The sequence below is a fragment of the Pseudomonas sp. B28(2017) genome (assembly GCF_002113025.1).
Taxonomy (GTDB): domain Bacteria; phylum Pseudomonadota; class Gammaproteobacteria; order Pseudomonadales; family Pseudomonadaceae; genus Aquipseudomonas.
Map to the genome: position 1 here is coordinate 212,562 of NZ_NEJH01000004.1, position 16,948 is coordinate 229,509.

17 protein-coding genes are annotated in these 16,948 nt (G+C 60.1%); 6 read left to right on the plus strand and 11 right to left on the minus strand.

Annotated features, from left to right (window positions below; genetic code table 11):
- Window positions 1-46 precede the first annotated feature (46 nt).
- The 3 genes from rssC to CAF65_RS13675 form a co-directional block, all read right to left on the minus strand.
- Window positions 47-529 (minus strand): anti-sigma factor antagonist RssC, encoded by a 483-nt coding sequence (rssC, locus tag CAF65_RS13665; protein WP_085716736.1) that lies wholly within the window; start codon window positions 527-529, stop codon window positions 47-49.
- On the minus strand, window positions 529-1,710 hold the full coding sequence (gene rssB, locus CAF65_RS13670; RefSeq protein ID WP_085716737.1) for a two-component system response regulator RssB: 1,182 nt from the start codon (window positions 1,708-1,710) through the stop codon (window positions 529-531). The genes rssC and rssB overlap by 1 nt, the downstream gene beginning before the upstream one ends.
- A gap of 406 nt (window positions 1,711-2,116) precedes the next feature.
- Window positions 2,117-2,806 (minus strand): VacJ family lipoprotein, encoded by a 690-nt coding sequence (locus CAF65_RS13675; protein WP_085716738.1) that lies wholly within the window; start codon window positions 2,804-2,806, stop codon window positions 2,117-2,119.
- Window positions 2,807-3,007: 201 nt separating this feature from the next.
- On the opposite strand from CAF65_RS13675, the gene CAF65_RS13680 reads away from it, so the two are divergent.
- Together CAF65_RS13680 and CAF65_RS13685 are read left to right on the plus strand one after the other, a co-directional pair.
- Window positions 3,008-3,628 carry a phosphatase gene (locus tag CAF65_RS13680; RefSeq protein WP_085716739.1) on the plus strand — a complete coding sequence of 207 codons (621 nt, stop codon included), beginning with the start codon at window positions 3,008-3,010 and terminating at the stop codon, window positions 3,626-3,628.
- A 108-nt stretch (window positions 3,629-3,736) separates the two neighbouring features.
- On the plus strand, window positions 3,737-4,000 hold the full coding sequence (locus CAF65_RS13685) for a DUF4404 family protein (RefSeq protein WP_085716740.1): 264 nt from the start codon (window positions 3,737-3,739) through the stop codon (window positions 3,998-4,000).
- Window positions 4,001-4,051: 51 nt separating this feature from the next.
- Here the strand turns inward: CAF65_RS13685 and queF are convergent, their stop codons facing one another.
- Together queF and CAF65_RS13695 are read right to left on the minus strand one after the other, a co-directional pair.
- A complete protein-coding gene (gene queF, locus CAF65_RS13690) occupies window positions 4,052-4,882 on the minus strand; it encodes an NADPH-dependent 7-cyano-7-deazaguanine reductase QueF (protein WP_085716741.1) in 831 nt (276 codons plus the stop codon).
- A 61-nt stretch (window positions 4,883-4,943) separates the two neighbouring features.
- Window positions 4,944-5,480 (minus strand): plastocyanin/azurin family copper-binding protein, encoded by a 537-nt coding sequence (locus tag CAF65_RS13695; protein WP_085716742.1) that lies wholly within the window; start codon window positions 5,478-5,480, stop codon window positions 4,944-4,946.
- A gap of 155 nt (window positions 5,481-5,635) precedes the next feature.
- Here CAF65_RS13695 and CAF65_RS13700 point away from each other — a divergent pair, with 155 nt between their 5' ends.
- Window positions 5,636-6,316, plus strand: coding sequence for a heavy metal response regulator transcription factor (locus CAF65_RS13700; RefSeq protein WP_085716743.1), 681 nt, complete (start codon window positions 5,636-5,638; stop codon window positions 6,314-6,316).
- On the plus strand, window positions 6,316-7,665 hold the full coding sequence (locus CAF65_RS13705) for a heavy metal sensor histidine kinase (RefSeq protein WP_085716744.1): 1,350 nt from the start codon (window positions 6,316-6,318) through the stop codon (window positions 7,663-7,665). The genes CAF65_RS13700 and CAF65_RS13705 overlap by 1 nt, the downstream gene beginning before the upstream one ends.
- Window positions 7,666-7,771: 106 nt before the next feature.
- Here CAF65_RS13705 and CAF65_RS13710 read toward each other — a convergent pair whose 3' ends face one another.
- From CAF65_RS13710 to CAF65_RS13720, 3 genes are all read right to left on the minus strand, one after another.
- The gene (locus CAF65_RS13710; RefSeq protein ID WP_085716745.1) at window positions 7,772-9,019 is read right to left on the minus strand and encodes a lipoprotein-releasing ABC transporter permease subunit; all 1,248 of its coding nucleotides are present in this window, start codon (window positions 9,017-9,019) and stop codon (window positions 7,772-7,774) included.
- A gap of 63 nt (window positions 9,020-9,082) precedes the next feature.
- Entirely contained in the window at window positions 9,083-9,766 is a 684-nt protein-coding gene (gene lolD, locus CAF65_RS13715) for a lipoprotein-releasing ABC transporter ATP-binding protein LolD (RefSeq protein ID WP_178076692.1), read from the minus strand.
- A 7-nt stretch (window positions 9,767-9,773) separates the two neighbouring features.
- Entirely contained in the window at window positions 9,774-11,024 is a 1,251-nt protein-coding gene (locus CAF65_RS13720; protein WP_085716747.1) for a lipoprotein-releasing ABC transporter permease subunit, read from the minus strand.
- Between the two features lie 94 nt (window positions 11,025-11,118).
- Between CAF65_RS13720 and CAF65_RS13725 the strand changes: the two genes are divergently transcribed.
- Window positions 11,119-11,700, plus strand: a complete 582-nt coding sequence (locus CAF65_RS13725) for a PilZ domain-containing protein (protein ID WP_085716748.1) — start codon at window positions 11,119-11,121, stop codon at window positions 11,698-11,700.
- Window positions 11,701-11,714: 14 nt separating this feature from the next.
- Window positions 11,715-12,437 carry a glycerophosphodiester phosphodiesterase gene (locus CAF65_RS13730; RefSeq protein WP_007984279.1) on the plus strand — a complete coding sequence of 241 codons (723 nt, stop codon included), beginning with the start codon at window positions 11,715-11,717 and terminating at the stop codon, window positions 12,435-12,437.
- A gap of 42 nt (window positions 12,438-12,479) precedes the next feature.
- Here the strand turns inward: CAF65_RS13730 and sthA are convergent, their stop codons facing one another.
- The 3 genes from sthA to CAF65_RS13745 all read right to left on the minus strand — a co-directional run bounded on the left by sthA (window position 12,480) and on the right by CAF65_RS13745 (window position 16,744).
- Window positions 12,480-13,874, minus strand: a complete 1,395-nt coding sequence (gene sthA, locus CAF65_RS13735) for a Si-specific NAD(P)(+) transhydrogenase (protein ID WP_007984277.1) — start codon at window positions 13,872-13,874, stop codon at window positions 12,480-12,482.
- Between the two features lie 207 nt (window positions 13,875-14,081).
- Window positions 14,082-15,098, minus strand: a complete 1,017-nt coding sequence (locus CAF65_RS13740) for an FAD:protein FMN transferase (RefSeq protein WP_085716749.1) — start codon at window positions 15,096-15,098, stop codon at window positions 14,082-14,084.
- A 182-nt stretch (window positions 15,099-15,280) separates the two neighbouring features.
- Complete coding sequence (locus CAF65_RS13745; protein ID WP_008023028.1) at window positions 15,281-16,744, minus strand: glyceraldehyde-3-phosphate dehydrogenase; 1,464 nt, start codon at window positions 16,742-16,744, stop codon at window positions 15,281-15,283.
- Window positions 16,745-16,948: the final 204 nt, after the last annotated feature.

A 16,948-nucleotide genomic window follows, 5' to 3' on the forward strand; every position in this document is an offset into this window, starting at 1 on the left:
AGCCTGCTCGCGAAGGGGCCAGTGCGGCCCGCATCAATTCAGGGAGTCAGTGCCGCTCCAGCGCATTCACCAGATCATGAAAGGCTTCGCGATTGGTGTCGTTCAGGCCCATGAGGATTTTGTGCGCTTCGAGCACTTTGATCCGCACCACTTCTTCGGACTGATCCTGGTCTGGCAGGTCGTCCAGGCATTCCGGGCACGGTACAGGTTTGTCAACGATGTTGAACACCTGCTCGAAGCCCATGGACTGCAGTAGACGCGTGATGTCTTCGTGGGTGGTGACGACGGTCGGCAGCAGGCCGACTTTCTGCCGCGACAGGATCGACAGTTTGGCCAGCAGGCCAAGCGTGGTGCTGTCGATGCTGCGGGTTTCGGTCAGATCGATCACGATCGCGTTGAAATTCAACGCGTTGAAGATCCGCTCGATAGTCGCATCCAACGCCGAACACAGGGTCAGGCGAACTTCACCGACGAACTTCAGGACGAAGGTGCCATCCTGCTCGGCGAACTGGATTCTACCAGTACTCATCAAAGATTCCTGCTCAACACCAACAGGGCGATATCATCCGGCATCTCCCCTAGCGTGGCCAATCCAAAAACCTGCCGCAACCCATCCAGGGTGCCGCCCGCCGCCTTGACCCGTTGGGGCAACGCCGCTTCTTTTTCTTTGAGTGTGGGTTCTGGCAAAAGGTCCAGAATGCCATCGGACATCAGCGTCAGGCTGAACGTCCGTGGCAGTTCCAGCACATGGTCTTCGTAGGTGGCTTCGTTGAAAAGGCCCACCGGCAGACCACGCCCATCCAGATAACGGACACTGTCTGGCGTGTACAACACTGGCAACGGCAGATGACCACCGATGCTATAGGTCAACAAACCGGTCTCCTCGTCGATGACTCCACCGACCATTGTGACGTGTTTACCCAGCTTACAACTGATCAGCCCCCGGTTGATATGACCTAGAACCTCTGAAGGCTTGAATTCCGGCAAGGTGCCGCTGCGCTTGGATTCGAACAGCAAGCGCGTGGTCATGAACTTCAACAGCACGGTGACGAAGGCTGAAGAGGCGCCATGACCGGAAACGTCCGCCAGGTAAAAGGCTACCCGGCGCTCGTCGACCCGAAAGTAGTCGACGAAATCACCCGACAGGTACAGCGACGGGATGATCTGGTGAGCGAACTTGAACTCGTCGATGGCCCATGGGCTGACCGGCAGCATGTTCATCTGCACCTGGCGACCGGCGTTCTGGTCCTCCTGGAGCAGGTTCAGGCTGGCGGCGAGCTCGCGGTTGGCCTTCTCCAGCTTCTCGCGGTAGCGCTGGTTCTCCAGCAACAGGCGCGCACGATCCAGGGCCCGGCGCACAGAGTGCTCGAGCACGGCCAGATCTTCGAGAGGCTTGATCAGGTAGTCCGCTGCGCCCAGGCGCAGGGCTTCGACCGCGTCGTTCATCACGCCCGCACCCGAAACCACAATCACCGGCGTTTGCGGCGACAGCTCGGTGACCTGGCGGATGAGTTCGAGTCCGCCCATCTGCGGCATGCGCAGATCGCAGATGACCAAGTCGGGCTTGTCTTGCTCGAATACCTGGAGACCCTGCTGACCATTGCTGGCCTGCAAGACGCTGAAACCACTGTCTTCCAAATAGGCGGCGAGGCTCGCGCGCACTACTTCGTCATCATCGATTATCAGCAGCGTGGCACTGGTTTTTGGCATGTGGGCAAACGGCGCCAGAATTAGGTTGGCGTAGCAGGCGGGGACTTCGGCCCGGCACTGACTACTGGATTCGCTTTCTAGCCTCTCTGTCGCACCGCTTTCGGGCATTTGCCCTACACACATGTTCACCAGAGGTGCCCTTCTAAGGCGCAGACGGTACTCCCATCCGCGGGGCGTTTCAAGCTCACGCCGATGGTCGCTTGACGTCTTTATTTGTCAAATCACCGAGAGTTATAAGAACAGACAAATCCGTAACCCAATGGAAGGATCGTACCCATGAGGCAAACCGGTCGGGCCTGCAGCAAAAAGCGCGATTCATCCGCATGCGGACCGACTTCGATCAAGCCGAGATTCGCGAATAAAAAAGGCGACCTTGAGGGTCGCCTTTTCAACTTAACGGTCGATGTTAAAAATCGTCTTCAACCTGACCGTCTTTCACCTTGAATTCACGGTTCTGCAAGTACGCATTACGAATGAAGGTGTACTTGTCACCGGTGATCAGCTTCTCGCTCGACAGCAGGTTGGCACGGGTATCGATGATGTCCAGGGCAAAGAACGAGTTACGCACAGGCACGTCGTTGACGTAACGATAAGCACCGGTATAGCTGTCGACGTACTTGGACGGCGCATCACGCAAGGTGCTTGGCCCCAGCAGTGGCAGCATCACGTAAGGGCCGCTGCCGACACCCCAGTAACCCAATGTCTGACCGAAGTCTTCGTCATTGCGCTGCAGGCCCATCTTGGTGCCGACATCAATGACGCCCAGCAAGCCGAAGGTAGTGTTGAAAATGATTCGTGCGGTATCAACGCCAGCGGCGCGAGGTTTGGCCTGCAGGATATCGTTGGCCAGGTTGCGCACATCGCCAATGTTGCGGAAGAAGTTGTGAACGCCGTCTTCGACAAACTGCGGCGTCACGTACTGGTAGCCCTGGGCCAGTGGTTTCAGCGCATAGGTGTCGATCACATCGTTGAACTTGTAGATCGGGCGGTTGACGCTTTCCCAAGGATCCTCTTCCGTGGCTGCCTGGGCAACGAACGGAACCAGCATCGCACTGGCGCATACACAAATCCTGGCTAGATGATTGCTCCAGCGCATAGAAAAAAACTCCTTGGTCTGTACCGGCCCGGGCGCTTGGCCCAGGCAATAAGTTGGCAAGTATATGACGTAAACGCCGTTTAAGGCACTTTGCACGAAAGCCACACCGAAGCAATCGTGCCAAATGTGAGCGATTCACACCCATGTCACTCAACTGTCACCGTCGCCCACTAGCCTTCAGGCTATTTCAGGGACGTCCTCATGCCACTCGCCGAAGCCTTGCCCCAAACTGCTCCCAACCTGACTGCCGTACTGTTCGGCCTCAGTGGCTGCCTGGTGGATTTCGGCGCACACACGCACCGGCACGGCAGCCACTCGGCCGAACACGCCGAGGCCACGCCCGGCGCACTGGATAGCCTGCGCAGCTTGCAGCGCCAGCAGATCCCCTGCGCCTGGCTCGATGAACTGCCCCCTGCCCTCAGCCAATCCCTGGCCGCTGCACTGCCGGAATGGATCAAACCCTCGCAACATCCAGAAACATACAATCCATGGCCCGCCCCGAATGCCTGCTGGCAAGCCTTGATGGCCCTGAACGTCGACCGACTCGACGGTTGTGTACTGGTGAGCGGTGAACCCCGCTTGCTGCAAGCGGGGCTCAATGCCGGGTTGTGGACCATCGGCCTGGCGTCCTGCGGCTCGCTGTGCGGGTTGACGCCCCAGGAATGGCAGGCGTTGACCCAGCAGGAGCGCGACATCAAACGCGCCAAGGCCACGATGCAGCTGTTCGGCCTGGGCGTGCATTCGGTGATCGATCACCTCGGTGAACTCGACACCTGCCTGGCCGATATCAGCTTGCGGCGGCTCAAGGGCGAAAAGCCCTGACCGAGATCATGCAGGTTGCGCGCGAGTGGATTAATCTAAAGGGAGCCATAGATCTTTGGCGCTCCGCTGCGGTCTATGCCAGTGCCAATCGAGAAAAGGAAGAACGCCATGCCTGCCCGCGAACTGCAAGAACAGCTCAATGCCCTGCGCGAGCAATTGGAACAGAATCCTCCGTTGTCTGAAGAAGAACGCTCCGAACTGTACGAGCTCATGCAGCAGATTGAACTGAAGCTTGAGCTTGAAACCAAAACCAAGGACTCCAGCCTCGCCGATGGCGTCAACCTGGCTGTCGAGCGCTTCGAACTCGAACATCCGACTCTTGCCGGCACCCTGCGCAACATCGGGCAGGCCTTGGCCAACATGGGAATCTGAACCCATTGAATGCAATGCAGGAGCGAGCTTGCCCGCTCCTGCAGGTAGTCCTTACTGGCGGACCAGGCGGTGGTTCGGCAGCTGAACGGTTTCAGTACTGCGATAAGGGTTGATGTCCAGCCCGCCACGACGCACATAACGCGCATACACCGTCAGCTTCTCGGGTTTGAGCAACCGCTGCAGGTCAAGGAAGATCCGCTCTACACATTGCTCATGGAAATCCGAATGCTGACGGAAGCTGACGATGTACTCGAGCAGACTCGCGTGATCCAGCGCCGCACCACGGTACTCCACCACCACGCTGCCCCAGTCCGGCTGGCTGGTGACCGGGCAGTTGGACTTGAGCAAATGGCTGTGCACGCACTCCTCGACAATGCGCGAATCATCGCAACGCAGCAGTTCCGGGCGCGGATGCTCGTAGTTGCTGACGCTGATATCCAGCTCGTCGATGCACACGCCCGGCAACGCCACGACGCCTTCGCTCTCGACATCCTTGAGACTGCGAATGCGCACCCCCACCGGCTTGCCGGCTGCCGCCGACAAATCCCTGGCCAGCGTTGCCTCAAGGCTCGCGGTATCGGCAAACGGCGTCTGGTTCAGGGAGTTGAGGTACAGCTTGAACGACTTCGACTCGATGATGTTCGGCGAATCCGCCGGAATGCTGAATTCGCCGATCGCCACCACGGGCTTGCCCGACGGCAGCAGCCAGGACAGCTCGAAGCAGTTCCAGAAGTCCACGCCTTTATACGGCAGGGTTTCAGCCGTCAGGCCCAGTTCCGCCCACTTCGCGGTGCGCGGGATCGGGAACAGCAAGGACGGCGTGTAAGTGGCGATGTATTCGCTGGACTTGCCCAGCGGCGAGTGTTCGGCTGCGGGATGCATGGCGGAAACCTGACTGAAGAATCAGCGGATTCTACCAGCCTTTGCTCCCGCCTTTGAGTGCTTACTGACTGACAGTCAGTTTACCGACCATGCCGGCCTGGTAATGGCCGGGAATGTTGCAGGCAAACTCAAGGTTGGTGGCCTTGCTGAAGGTCCAGGTCAGCTCGGCGGTCTTGCCCGGCTCCACCAGCACGCTGTTCGGGTCGTCATGCTTCATGCCGTGGTCCATTTTGCCGTGATCCATGCCGGCCATATTGCCGTGGTCCATTGCCTTCATGGCGGTCGGCGTCAGCATGCCGCTCTGTTGCATCTGCAACATTTCCTGCTGGTGCCTGGCATGCATCGCCGCATCCCCGAGATTGAACTCATGCAACAACTGGCCTTTATTGACCAGTACGAAGCGCACGGTTTCCCCGGCCTTGATGTCAATGGTCTGCGGCGTGAAGGACATGTCACCCATGACCACCTCGACACTGCGGGTCGCCCTGGCCGCCGGGGCCGGTTGGCCGAAATCGTAGGTTTGCCCGGCGTCCGCCCACGCCGGTGAACTCAGCGCCAGCAAACAAACGATTTGTGCCACGGATTTGCGTAAAAACATCGTCATACTCCATCAAGATAAGGCTCGGCATGCACAAAACTCTAAACTGTCGGCACTGCTCTTAACCTGACAGCCAGATTACAACTTTGTCAGCTTGACCTGTGTGAACGCTGTCCACGGTATAAAGCGTTCGTACCATTTGCCATGAGTCGCCCATGAAACTGCTGATCGTCGAAGACCAACCGAAAACCGGCCATTACCTGCGCCAGGGTCTGGCCGAGGCCGGGTTCAACACGGAACTGGTGGCCGACGGCAGCACCGGCCAGCAATTGGCCCTCAGCGGCGAATATGCCCTGCTGATTCTCGATGTGATGCTGCCCGGTCGTGATGGCTGGCAGATTCTCCAAGCGGTGCGTAGCGCTGGCCTGGACACGCCGGTACTTTTTCTGACTGCCCGTGACGCCGTGGAGGACAGGGTTCACGGCCTTGAACTGGGCGCCGACGATTATCTGGTCAAGCCGTTTGCCTTTTCCGAGCTGCTGGCGCGAGTGCGCAGCCTGTTGCGTCGCGGCAGCGCCACGCCGCAGGAGACCAGCCTGCAACTGGCCGACTTGCGCCTGGACCTGATCCGTCGCCGGGTCGAACGCAGCGGCCAGCGTATCGACCTGACCGCCAAGGAATTCGCCCTGCTGGAAATGCTCCTGCGCCGCCAGGGCGAAGTTCTGCCCAAGTCGCTGATTGCGTCCCAGGTCTGGGACATGAATTTCGACAGCGACACCAATGTCATCGAGGTGGCGATCCGTCGCCTGCGCCTGAAGATCGACGATGAATTCCCCAACAAGCTGATCCACACCGTGCGCGGCATGGGTTATGTCCTTGAAGAGCGCCCCGCCTGATGCGCCGTCTGTCCTTGAGCAGCCGGTTGGCGCTGCTGTTTGCCGCATGCACCGCCGTAGTGTCGTTGTTCGCCGGGGTGCTGTTCAGCCGCGCCAGTGAGGCGCATTTCATTGAGCTCGACCAGCAACTGCTGGACGACAAGTTGATCGGCTTGCGTCGGGCCCTGCACGACTTTCAGTCGAGTGACAGCCAAGTGAAGCTGGTGGAGGAACTGAGCCGCCAGGCTGACCTGTCCCTGAGAATCACTGGCAGCGACGGCCGGCGCTGGTATGACAGCTCGACAAACCTTCCACAGGCATTGCCGAGCCAGCCCGGCTTGTCGACGGTGAGCCACGAAGGCACGGATTACCGCGTCCTGAATGCGCCGCTTTTCCCGGACAAACCCGAATCAGCGCAACTGACCTTGCTACTGGACATCACCCACCACCAGCACTTTCTGCAGCGCATGCAGCATTTGATCTGGCTGACCGTCGGTCTGTCAGCCCTGGCCACTGCGCTGCTGGGCGCCTGGGCGGCACGCAGCGGCTTGCGCCCGTTGCGGCGGATCAGTGCGGTTGCCAGTGGTGTTTCGGCGCAATCGCTGAACTCGCGGTTGCCCGAAGAAAACATGCCGCCGGAGCTGGCGGAAATGGCCCACCATTTCAACGCCATGCTCGGACGCCTCGACGACTCGTTTCAGCGCCTGTCCGCATTCTCTGCCGACATTGCCCATGAACTGCGCACGCCACTGTCGAACCTGCTGACCCACACCCAGGTCACCCTCACCCGCCCTCGCCCCCTCGAGGACTATCGTGAAGCCCTGCACAGCAACCTCGAAGAACTGCAATGGATGGCGCAACTGGTCAACGACATGCTCTATCTGGCCAAGGCTGATCATGGCCTGCTGATCCCCAAACGCGAATCGCTGGAACTGGCGGAAGAGGCAGACCTGCTGCTGGAGTTTTTTGCGCCGCTGGCGGAAGACGCCCAGGTTACGCTTAGCCGCGAAGGCCTTGGACACATGGAAGGCGACCGCAGCATGTTACGGCGGGCGCTGTCCAACCTGCTGGACAACGCGCTGCGCTTCACCCCGGCCCAGGGTACGGTACAGGTCACGATTGACGAGCAACCCGATTGCCTGAGCCTGCGGGTGGAGAACTCGGGAGACGGGATTGATCCGCAGTTGCTGCCGCGCTTGTTCGACCGTTTTTACCGGGCTGACCCGGCACGCCGCGAAGGCAGCAGTGAACATGCGGGATTGGGGTTGGCGATCACCCGGTCGATCATCCGCGCCCACGGCGGGCAGATTCGTTGTGAATCGGACAATGGGTGGACCAGGTTTGTGATCGAGTTGCCAAAAGGAGATTGAGGCCAGCAGTTCCGGCCTCTTCGCGAGCAGGCTCGCTCCCACAATTGACCGAGTTGACTCAGATCTAATGTGGGAGCGAGCCTGCTCGCGAAAGCGGTATATCGGATTACGAATACCGCAGAGCGGTAGCCGGTTCGATCTTCGCCGCCCGCCATGCCGGGTAAACCGTGGCCAGGAAGCTCATGACGAAGCCCGCCGTGCAGATCAGCGCCACGTCCCCGCCTTGCAGCTCGGACGGCAGGTTGCTGACGAAATACACATCGGAACTGAAGATGTGCTGCCCGCTGACCCGTTCGACCCAGCCGACCATCTCGCTGACGTTCAACGCGGCGATCACGCCCAACACACCGCCAATCAGGGTGCCGACAATCCCGATCACGGTGCCCTGCACCATGAAGATCGCCATGATCTCCCGTGGCGTGGCGCCGATGGTACGCAGGATCGCAATGTCCGCGCCCTTGTCGTTCACCACCATGATCAGGGTCGCGATGATATTGAAGGCCGCCACCGCGACGATCATCAGCAACAGCAGGCCGATCATGGTTTTTTCCATTTTCATCGCACTGAACAGACTGCCCTGGGTGTGGGTCCAGTCGTCAGCCTTGTAGGCAGCGGCGCCCAAGCCTGTGGCGATGTCACTCGACACTTGTGGCGCGGCATACAGGTCCTTCACCGCCAGGCGCACGCTCTGCACCTGATTCGGCTCCCAGTGCTGCATCTGTGCGGCATCGGCCATGTGGATAAGCGCCATCGTGCCATCCAGTTCGGCGCCGACCTTGAACACGCCGACCACATTCAGTCGTTGCATGCGCGGGGTAATGCCGCCCGGTGCATTGCTGACTTCCGGCACGATCAAGGTGATCTTGTCACCGACGTTCAAGCGGAAGCGGCGCGCCGTGATCTCACCGATCACCACGCCGAATTCGCCCGGTTTCAGGGCTTCGAGACTGCCCTGGACGATGTGCTTGGCAACAATCGACACCTGGCCTTCCAGCGCCGGGTCGACACCGCTGACCTGGATTGGCTGCATCGTGCCCTTGTAAGAGAGCATGCCTTCCATCTCGGTGAACGGGACCGCCGCCGTCACTTGCGGATTTTTCATCGCCGCCGCTGCCACCGGCTTCCAGTCATCAATCGGGTTGACGCCGACGATGGTGGCGTGAGGCACCATGCCAAGGATGCGTGAGCTCATTTCGCGCTGAAAGCCGTTCATCACCGACAACACCACGATCATCGCCAGCACGCCGAGGGCGAGGCCGATCATCGACGTCATCGAGATGAAGGAAACAAAGCGATTGCGGCGCTTGGCGCGGGTATAGCGCGTGCCGATAAAGATCGATAACGGTCTGAACATTCGCTGGGGCACCGTATAGAAATAAAAGACCCGACGCCTTTTCAGGCATCGGGTTTCAGCCAATCAGATAGGAGTGAGGCAACCTTCCTGCAAGTGCAGGACGCGATCCATCTGGCGGGCCAGGTTCATGTCGTGGGTCACCACCAGGAACGCCGTGCGCATCGAGGTGCTGAGCTCCAGCATCAAGTCCTGGATCCCCTGGGCAGTGTGGGCGTCGAGGTTGCCGGTCGGTTCGTCGAGCATCACCAGGCCCGGTTTGTTCACCAGGGCGCGGGCGATGGCCACACGCTGGCGCTCACCACCGGACAATTCCGCCGGCTTGTGCTCCAGGCGATGGCCGAGCCCTACCCGCTCCAGCAACGCCGTGGCCCGTTGACGCGCTTCAGGGATCGCCGTCTTGCCGATCAGCAGCGGCATGCAGACGTTTTCCAGTGCGGTGAATTCCGGCAGCAGGTGGTGGAACTGGTACACGAAGCCGAGGGCGCGATTGCGCAACAGGCCGCGTTTCTTCTCGCTCAGCGCCGACAGTTCTTCACCGTCGAGCCAGACGCTGCCCTTGGTCGGCGTATCGAGGCCGCCCAGCAGATTGAGCAAGGTACTTTTGCCCGAGCCCGACTTGCCGACAATCGCCACACGCTCGCCCGGATGCATTTCCAGTTGCAGCCCGGCCAGGACCTCTACCGACTCCGGACCTTCCTCGTAGGATTTGCCCAGGTTGCGGCAGCTCAAGATTGCTTTATCACTCATGCCCGACTCACTCATAACGTAGCGCCTCCGCCGGCTGGGTGCGCGCGGCACGCCAGGCTGGATACAGGGTGGCGAGGAAACTCAGGACCAACGCCGCGGAGCAGACCATCACGACGTCCTGGCTCTGCACCTGCGACGGCAGGTAATCGATGAAGTACACGTCGGCGTTGAGGAACTTGTGGCCGATCAGACCTTCGAGGGCCGAGATCGCGGCACTGACATTCAGCGCGGCGAAGATGCCGACCACGGCGCCGATGGCCGTGCCGACCACGCCAATGACGGTGCCCTGCACCATGAACGTGCGCATGATCGTGCCCGGCGTGGCGCCCAACGTGCGCAGGATCGCGATGTCGCCCTTTTTGTCGTTCACCACCATCACCAGCGTGGAAATGATGTTGAACGCCGCGACGGCAACGATCAGCAGCAGCAACAGGCCGATCATGGCTTTTTCCATGCGGATCGCCTGGTACAGGTTGCCGTGGGTGCGGGTCCAGTCCCGGGCGTAGTAACGGTCTTCGCCAAGATCGCGGGCGATGCTCCACGCGGTGCGCGGTGCCTGGAACAAGTCGTCGAACTTCAGGCGCAGGCCCTGGACCTGATCCGGTTTCCAGCGATGCAGCCGGGCCAGATCCTGCAGGTTGGTGACGCCGAGATAGCCATCGAGCTCACCGGCGCCGACATGGAAAATGCCGACCACGGTAAAGCGCTTCATGCGCGGGAACATCCCGGCCGGGGTCACGGTGACCTCCGGGGCGACGAAGGTCAGCTTGTCGCCGACGGCCGCACCAAGCTTGGCGGCGGCCTTGTCACCGATGACGATGCCGAACTCACCCGGCACCAGATCGTCGAGTTTTCCCTGCGTCATGAAGTGATCAATGATCGACACCTGGCGCTCTTGCGCCGGGTCGATGGCATTGAGCAGGACTTTCGAGACCTTGCCGTTATTGGTCAGCAAACCCTGCATTTGCGTAAACGGCGCCACGGCCGTCACCTGCGGGTTCTGCCTGACCTTGGCCGCCAGGTTTTGCCAGTCGCTGATCGGCTCGCCGGACTCGATGGTCGCGTGGGGCACCATGCCCAGCACGCGGGTGCGCATCTCATGATCGAAGCCGTTCATCACCGACAGCACCACGATCATCACGACCACGCCAAGGGCGAGCCCGATCATCGAAGTCAGGGAAATGAATGACACAAAATGATTGCGACGCTTTGCACGGGTGTAACGCGTGCCGATAAATACGAAGAGAGGTCTGAACATGTCGGGGCTTGTTCGGAGGGAAAAGGAACGTCCTTGTGGCGGGGGTCGATAACCAGCTTTACACTCAGACCACCGCCGCTACCATGGGTTCGCCATGTCGACATTAGATGAAGAAGATCGCCGCGAATACTACCGTATCGAGGATACGATCGCACTGGAAATTCGGCCCCTGTCCGCTACTGAAGCGGCAGGCCAGGAAGTGTTGCAGGATGCTTCCCCACTCTTCAACTTGCTCAGCGAACTGCACCTGAGCGAATTCGAGTCGCAACACCTGTTGCGCCAGATCAGCGAACGCGACCGGACCATCGCGGCGTTCCTCAAATCCCAGAACAAACGCATCGACTTGCTGAGCCAGGTGATCGCCATCACCGTGCTCGGGCAAATCGGCGAACCGCAGCCGGTGATCATCTCCGAAGGCGGCATCGACTTTCAGCATCCATCGCCCATTGCCACCGGCGTACACCTGTCGGTCAAGCTGGTGCTGATGCCGCAAGCCCTGGGTCTGCTGCTGCGCGCACGCGTCACCCATTGCGACCGCAAGGGCGATGGCTATGACGTCGGCACCGAGTTCGAGCACCTGACCGACGCCCAGCGCCAACTGTTGGCCCGCCACATCTTGCAAAAGCAGGCCCAGGAACGACGCCTGGCCCGCGAACAACTCGAATCAGGCAATTAATTTAAGGAAGAACCGTGACCCTCATCTACGGCCATCGCGGCGCCAAGGGCGAAGCACCGGAAAACACCCTGACCAGCTTTCAGGAATGCCTCAAGCACGGCGTGCGTCGCTGCGAACTGGACCTGCACCTGTCCATGGACGGCGAGCTGATGGTCATCCACGACCCGACCCTCAAACGTACCACTGACCGTCGCGGCAAGGTCGTCGAACACACGGCGGCCGAGCTTGTGACCTATGACGCACGCAAGGGTGGCCCGGGCTGGATCAAGCCCTGCCCGATTCCGACGCTGGAAGAACTGTTCGAGAAATGCGACTTCGATCACTGGCAGCTGGAAGTCAAAAGCGCATCACGGATGCGTGCCGCGACCACCGTGCTGGCGATTCGCGAAATGGTCCAGCGTCATGGCCTGATGGACAAGGTGACCATCACCTCGAGTTCTCGTGAAGTATTGAAGGCAGCACTGGAACTGGTTCCGGACGTATCCCGCGGGCTGGTGGCCGAATACGCCTGGCTCGACCCGCTGAAGGTCGCGGCCAGTTATGGCTGTGAAATTCTGGCGTTGAACTGGACCCTGTGCACGCCGGAACGCCTGCAACGGGCGCAGCGTCAAGGGCTGCATGTGTCGGTGTGGACCGTCAACGAGCCTGCGCTGATGCGCAGACTCGCCGACTTCGGCGTTGACAGCCTGATTACAGACTTTCCCGGTTTGGCCACCGCCACGCTCGAGAATTGCTGAAATCGGTCTCCCCGGCCGGCTCAGGCCACCGGCCGGAGCCGCTCAAAAAAGCCGGTTGAGGCCGTCGTACGCCGCTACCCGATAGGCTTCGGCCATGGTCGGGTAGTTGAACGTGGTGTTGACGAAGTACTTGAGCGTGTTCAGTTCGCCCGGCTGGTTCATGATCGCCTGACCGATGTGCACGATCTCCGACGCCTGATAACCGAAGCAGTGAACACCCAGCACTTCCAGGGTCTCGCGGTGGAACAGGATCTTCAGCATGCCTTGCGGCTCGCCAGCGATCTGCGCCCGCGCCATGCTCTTGAAGAACGCCTTGCCCACTTCGTACGGCACCTTGGCCTGGGTCAGCTCCTGCTCGTTCTTGCCGATCGAGCTGATCTCCGGAATGGTGTAGATGCCGGTCGGCACGTCATTCACAAAGCGCCAGCTACCGTTATCCACGATGCTGCCAGCAGCCGAACGACCCTGGTCGTGAGCGGCACTGGCCAGGCTTGGCCAGCCGATCACGTCACCGGCACCGTAGATGTTCGGCACGCAAGTGCGGTACGCCTCGTCGACTTCGATCTGGCCGCGGCTGTTGACCTTCACGCCGATGTTTTCCAGACCCAACTGGTCGGTGTTGCCGGTACGACCGTTGCACCAGAGCAAGGCGTCGGCCTTGATCTTCTTGCCGGACTTGAGGTGCAGGATCACGCCATTGTCCACGCCTTCGACGCGGTCGTAGTCTTCGTTATGGCGAACGGTGATGTTGTTGTTGCTGAAGTGATAACTCAGGGCCTGGGAGATTTCCGAATCCAGGAAGCTCAGCAATTGGCCACGGTTGTCCACCAGCTCGACCAGCACACCCAGACCACTGAAGATCGAGGCGTATTCACAGCCGATCACGCCAGCGCCGTAAACGATGAGTTTGCGCGGGGTGTGGCCGAGGCTGAGGATGGTGTCGCTATCGTAGATACGCGGGTGGTGGAAATCGATGTCCGCCGGGCGATAAGGACGCGAACCGGTGGCAATGATGATGTGCTTGGCCACCAGCTTTTCGACCACGCCGTTGGCGCAGACCACTTCGATGGTTTGCTCGTCGGCGAAGCTGCCGGTGCCGAAGAACACGTCGACGCGGTTACGGGCGTAGTAGCCGGTACGCGAAGCGACTTGCTTGGAGATGACCTTCTCGGCGCTTTTCAGCACGTCCGGGAACGAGAACCAGCGCGGCTCACCAATGGCCCGGAACATCGGGTTGGTGTTGAATTGCATGATCTGCCGCACCGAGTGACGCAGTGCCTTGGACGGGATGGTGCCCAAGTGAGTGCAGTTGCCGCCGACCTGGCGACGGCTATCGACCATCGCCACCTTGCGCCCTGCCTTGGCGGCGTTCATTGCCGCGCCTTCCCCCGCCGGGCCGGAACCCAACACCACCACGTCGTAGTTGTAGACAGCCATGCGTACTCCTCAGAACAGGCCGCGGCACCCTCGGCACCTGCGGCTAAATCACGCCAACCTGTGGCATGAAGGAACAATTTGGGGCCAGTGCAGAACCCGGACACAGTCTATAGAAGCGTCAACGCCGCGCACATTAACCCTTGGTCGCGTCGTAGGCTACTTTTGCCTGCACTACAACGCCAGTTTTCAATGCTCGAATCGCCACAATCATTCGGCTTTTTCGCCACTGAGGCGTTCAAAAGCGTGACTGCTGCGTGTGACGAAACCTGTATCGGCACGAATCACAAAAAATGCACCGATATCGTGCTTTTCTGCGTAGTCCCAACCGCGCTCCGGGCCGAGAATCAACAACAGCGTCGATAAGCCATCGGCCATCAACGCTGAAGGATGAATGACCGTGACGGACGCCAGGCCATGTGAGACCGGCGCACCGGTGCGGGCATCGAAGGTGTGGGAAAAACGCCGACCGCCCTGCTCGAAATAGTTTCGGTAGTCGCCGGAAGTGGACAGGCCATAACCGTCGACAAGGATGACGCGCTCGGCGACTTGCCGGTCATCCCGAGGCTCTTCCAGGGCGATGCGCCATGGCGAACCGTCGGCCTTCCTGCCAGACGCCTTGAGCTCCCCCGTCGCCTCGGCGAGATAATCGTGAATGCCCATTGCCTCGAGTCTTGCGGCAATCGTGTCCACCGCATAACCGGCGGCGATGCTGTTGAAATCGACCTCGACGGCGGCGTCCTTGCACAGTTGGTCGCCATCGATGCGCAAATGTTCGTGACCGACGCGCTTGCGGACTTCGGCGAGCGCTTCGGCGGTCGGGACTTTTTCCTCACGGGCCTGCGGGCCAAATCCCCAGAGGTTCAGCAACGGCTCCACCGTCAGATCGTAGGAGCCGTCACTTTGCACCGACAGCTGCTCACCCACGCGGACCAGTTCGAGGATCGACGCCGGCATCGCCTGACAGCGGTTGGCCGGCAAAGCATTGAAGCGTTCGATATCGGAGTCGCTACGGTAGGTCGACATTTGTCGGTCGACTTCAGCAAGAATTTGCTCGACCTGGACGCGGACTTCGTCCGGCACCGGAAGACCGACATGGCGCACATACTTGATCGAATAAGTGCTGCCCATGGTCGGGCCGCCGAAGGTTTCCAGAGTGTCGCCGTTGCCGCAGCCTGATAGTGCGCCGAGCAGCAAAAAAACCGCCCCCTGCCACCTGATCAACAATTCCCGAGCTCCCCAATACCCCCCCTGACACGCCGTCAGGACCAGCCATTATGCGATAGAACTGTTGGAGCGGGCTTGCCCGCGATGAGGCCAGAGCGAACAAGATATCCCTCAACAGACAAAAGCTGCACAAACAAAAACGCCCCGACCAAGGTCGGGGCGTTTTCATGTGCAGCTAAGGCTTAGCGCGGAAATGCTGGCGGGTTTACACCGGCCATGTCTTCCATCACGCGAACCACCTGGCAGCTGTAACCGAACTCGTTGTCGTACCAAACGTACAGAACAACGCGGTTATCCTGGGTGATGGTCGCTTCAGCGTCCACTACGCCTGCGTGGCGCGAGCCAACGAAGTCGGTGGATACCACTTCCTGGGAGCTCACGTAGTCGATCTGCTTGTGCAGTTCCGAGTGCATGGCCATCTGGCGCAGGTACTCGTTGATCTCTTCGCGAGTGGTGGCCTTTTCCAGGTTCAGGTTCAGGATGGCCATCGACACGTTCGGCGTAGGAACGCGAATCGCGTTGCCGGTCAGCTTGCCCTTGAGCACTGGCAGCGCCTTGGCGGCTGCGGTGGCGGCACCGGTCTCGGTGATTACCATGTTCAGCGGCGCGGCGCGGCCACGACGGCTGCCCTTGTGGAAGTTGTCGATCAGGTTCTGGTCGTTGGTGAACGAGTGAACGGTTTCGACGTGGCCGTTGACGATGCCGTACTTGTCGTTGACTGCCTTGAGCACCGGCACGATGGCGTTGGTGGTGCAGGAAGCCGCCGAGATGATCTTGTCGTCAGGGCTGATGTCGCCATGGTTGATGCCGTGCACGATGTTCTTCAGCGCGCCCTTGCCTGGTGCGGTGAGGATCACGCGGGCTGCGCCCGGGCAGGCCAGGTGCTGGCCCAGGCCGTCAGCGTCACGCCATACGCCGGTGTTGTCGACGATCAGCGCGTTTTCGATGCCGTACTGGGTGTAGTCGACTTCGGCCGGGCTCTTGGCGTAGATAACCTGGATCAGGTTGCCGTTGGCGGTGATGGTGTTGTTGGCTTCGTCGATGGTGATAGTGCCATCGAACGGACCATGAACCGAGTCACGACGCAGCAGGCTGGCGCGCTTGACCAGGTCGTTCTCGGCGCCCTTGCGCACAACGATGGCGCGCAGGCGCAGGCCGTCGCCACCACCGGTTTTCTCGATCAGGATGCGTGCCAGCAGACGACCGATACGACCGAAGCCATACAGGACAACGTCGGTGCCTTTACGGGCGGAGGCGTTCTGCTGGCCAACCACGTCGGCCAACTCTTCACGGACGAACTGCTCGGCACTACGGCCATTGGCTTCGGCCTTGAATTTGCCCGCCAGCTTGCCCAGGTCTACCGAGGCGGCGCCGAGCTTGAGCTCGCTCATCGCCTTGAGCAGCGGGAATGTTTCGTGGACGGAGAGTTCGGTTTCGTCGGTCTGGCGATGACGGGCAAAGCGGTGCGCTTTGAGGATCGAAATCACCGAGCGGTTGATCAGGCTGCGGCCATAGATCGAGCTCACCACGTTGTTATTGCGGTAGAGCTGACCGATAAGCGGAATCATCGCTTCTGCGAGTGCTTCACGGTCGATCCATTCACCAAGACACTGGTCGGGCTTCTGAGTCACGGGAACCTTCCACATGTAGGGGCAGAAAAAAGGGGCTACATTATGCCGCCGAGTGACAGCGGTAGCAATGCGCGCCCGTCGTGCTTTACGTAACAAATCGACGTTCAAAAAAATCACGCCTCGCTCCAACCCAATAAAACCGGGGCTTTCAGCGCAGTCAATTTTTTGGAGCCAAAGTCTCGTTATCCGTAACCCTCCGTAACACTCGTTGTTTTTGCC

What these genes read in the sequence shown, in the direction of transcription:
- sthA (WP_007984277.1), bottom strand. Translation starts at nt 13,874, where the DNA reads ATGGCTGTCTACAACTACGACGTGGTGGTGTTGGGTTCCGGCCCGGCG.
- CAF65_RS13680 (WP_085716739.1), top strand. Translation starts at nt 3,008, where the DNA reads ATGCCACTCGCCGAAGCCTTGCCCCAAACTGCTCCCAACCTGACTGCC.
- CAF65_RS13745 (WP_008023028.1), bottom strand. Translation starts at nt 16,744, where the DNA reads ATGTGGAAGGTTCCCGTGACTCAGAAGCCCGACCAGTGTCTTGGTGAA.
- CAF65_RS13720 (WP_085716747.1), bottom strand. Translation starts at nt 11,024, where the DNA reads ATGTTCAGACCTCTCTTCGTATTTATCGGCACGCGTTACACCCGTGCA.
- lolD (WP_178076692.1), bottom strand. Translation starts at nt 9,766, where the DNA reads ATGAGTGATAAAGCAATCTTGAGCTGCCGCAACCTGGGCAAATCCTAC.
- CAF65_RS13695 (WP_085716742.1), bottom strand. Translation starts at nt 5,480, where the DNA reads ATGTTTTTACGCAAATCCGTGGCACAAATCGTTTGTTTGCTGGCGCTG.
- CAF65_RS13685 (WP_085716740.1), top strand. Translation starts at nt 3,737, where the DNA reads ATGCCTGCCCGCGAACTGCAAGAACAGCTCAATGCCCTGCGCGAGCAA.
- CAF65_RS13705 (WP_085716744.1), top strand. Translation starts at nt 6,316, where the DNA reads ATGCGCCGTCTGTCCTTGAGCAGCCGGTTGGCGCTGCTGTTTGCCGCA.
- CAF65_RS13710 (WP_085716745.1), bottom strand. Translation starts at nt 9,019, where the DNA reads ATGTTCAGACCGTTATCGATCTTTATCGGCACGCGCTATACCCGCGCC.
- queF (WP_085716741.1), bottom strand. Translation starts at nt 4,882, where the DNA reads ATGCATCCCGCAGCCGAACACTCGCCGCTGGGCAAGTCCAGCGAATAC.
- CAF65_RS13700 (WP_085716743.1), top strand. Translation starts at nt 5,636, where the DNA reads ATGAAACTGCTGATCGTCGAAGACCAACCGAAAACCGGCCATTACCTG.
- CAF65_RS13725 (WP_085716748.1), top strand. Translation starts at nt 11,119, where the DNA reads ATGTCGACATTAGATGAAGAAGATCGCCGCGAATACTACCGTATCGAG.
- rssC (WP_085716736.1), bottom strand. Translation starts at nt 529, where the DNA reads ATGAGTACTGGTAGAATCCAGTTCGCCGAGCAGGATGGCACCTTCGTC.
- rssB (WP_085716737.1), bottom strand. Translation starts at nt 1,710, where the DNA reads ATGCCAAAAACCAGTGCCACGCTGCTGATAATCGATGATGACGAAGTA.
- CAF65_RS13675 (WP_085716738.1), bottom strand. Translation starts at nt 2,806, where the DNA reads ATGCGCTGGAGCAATCATCTAGCCAGGATTTGTGTATGCGCCAGTGCG.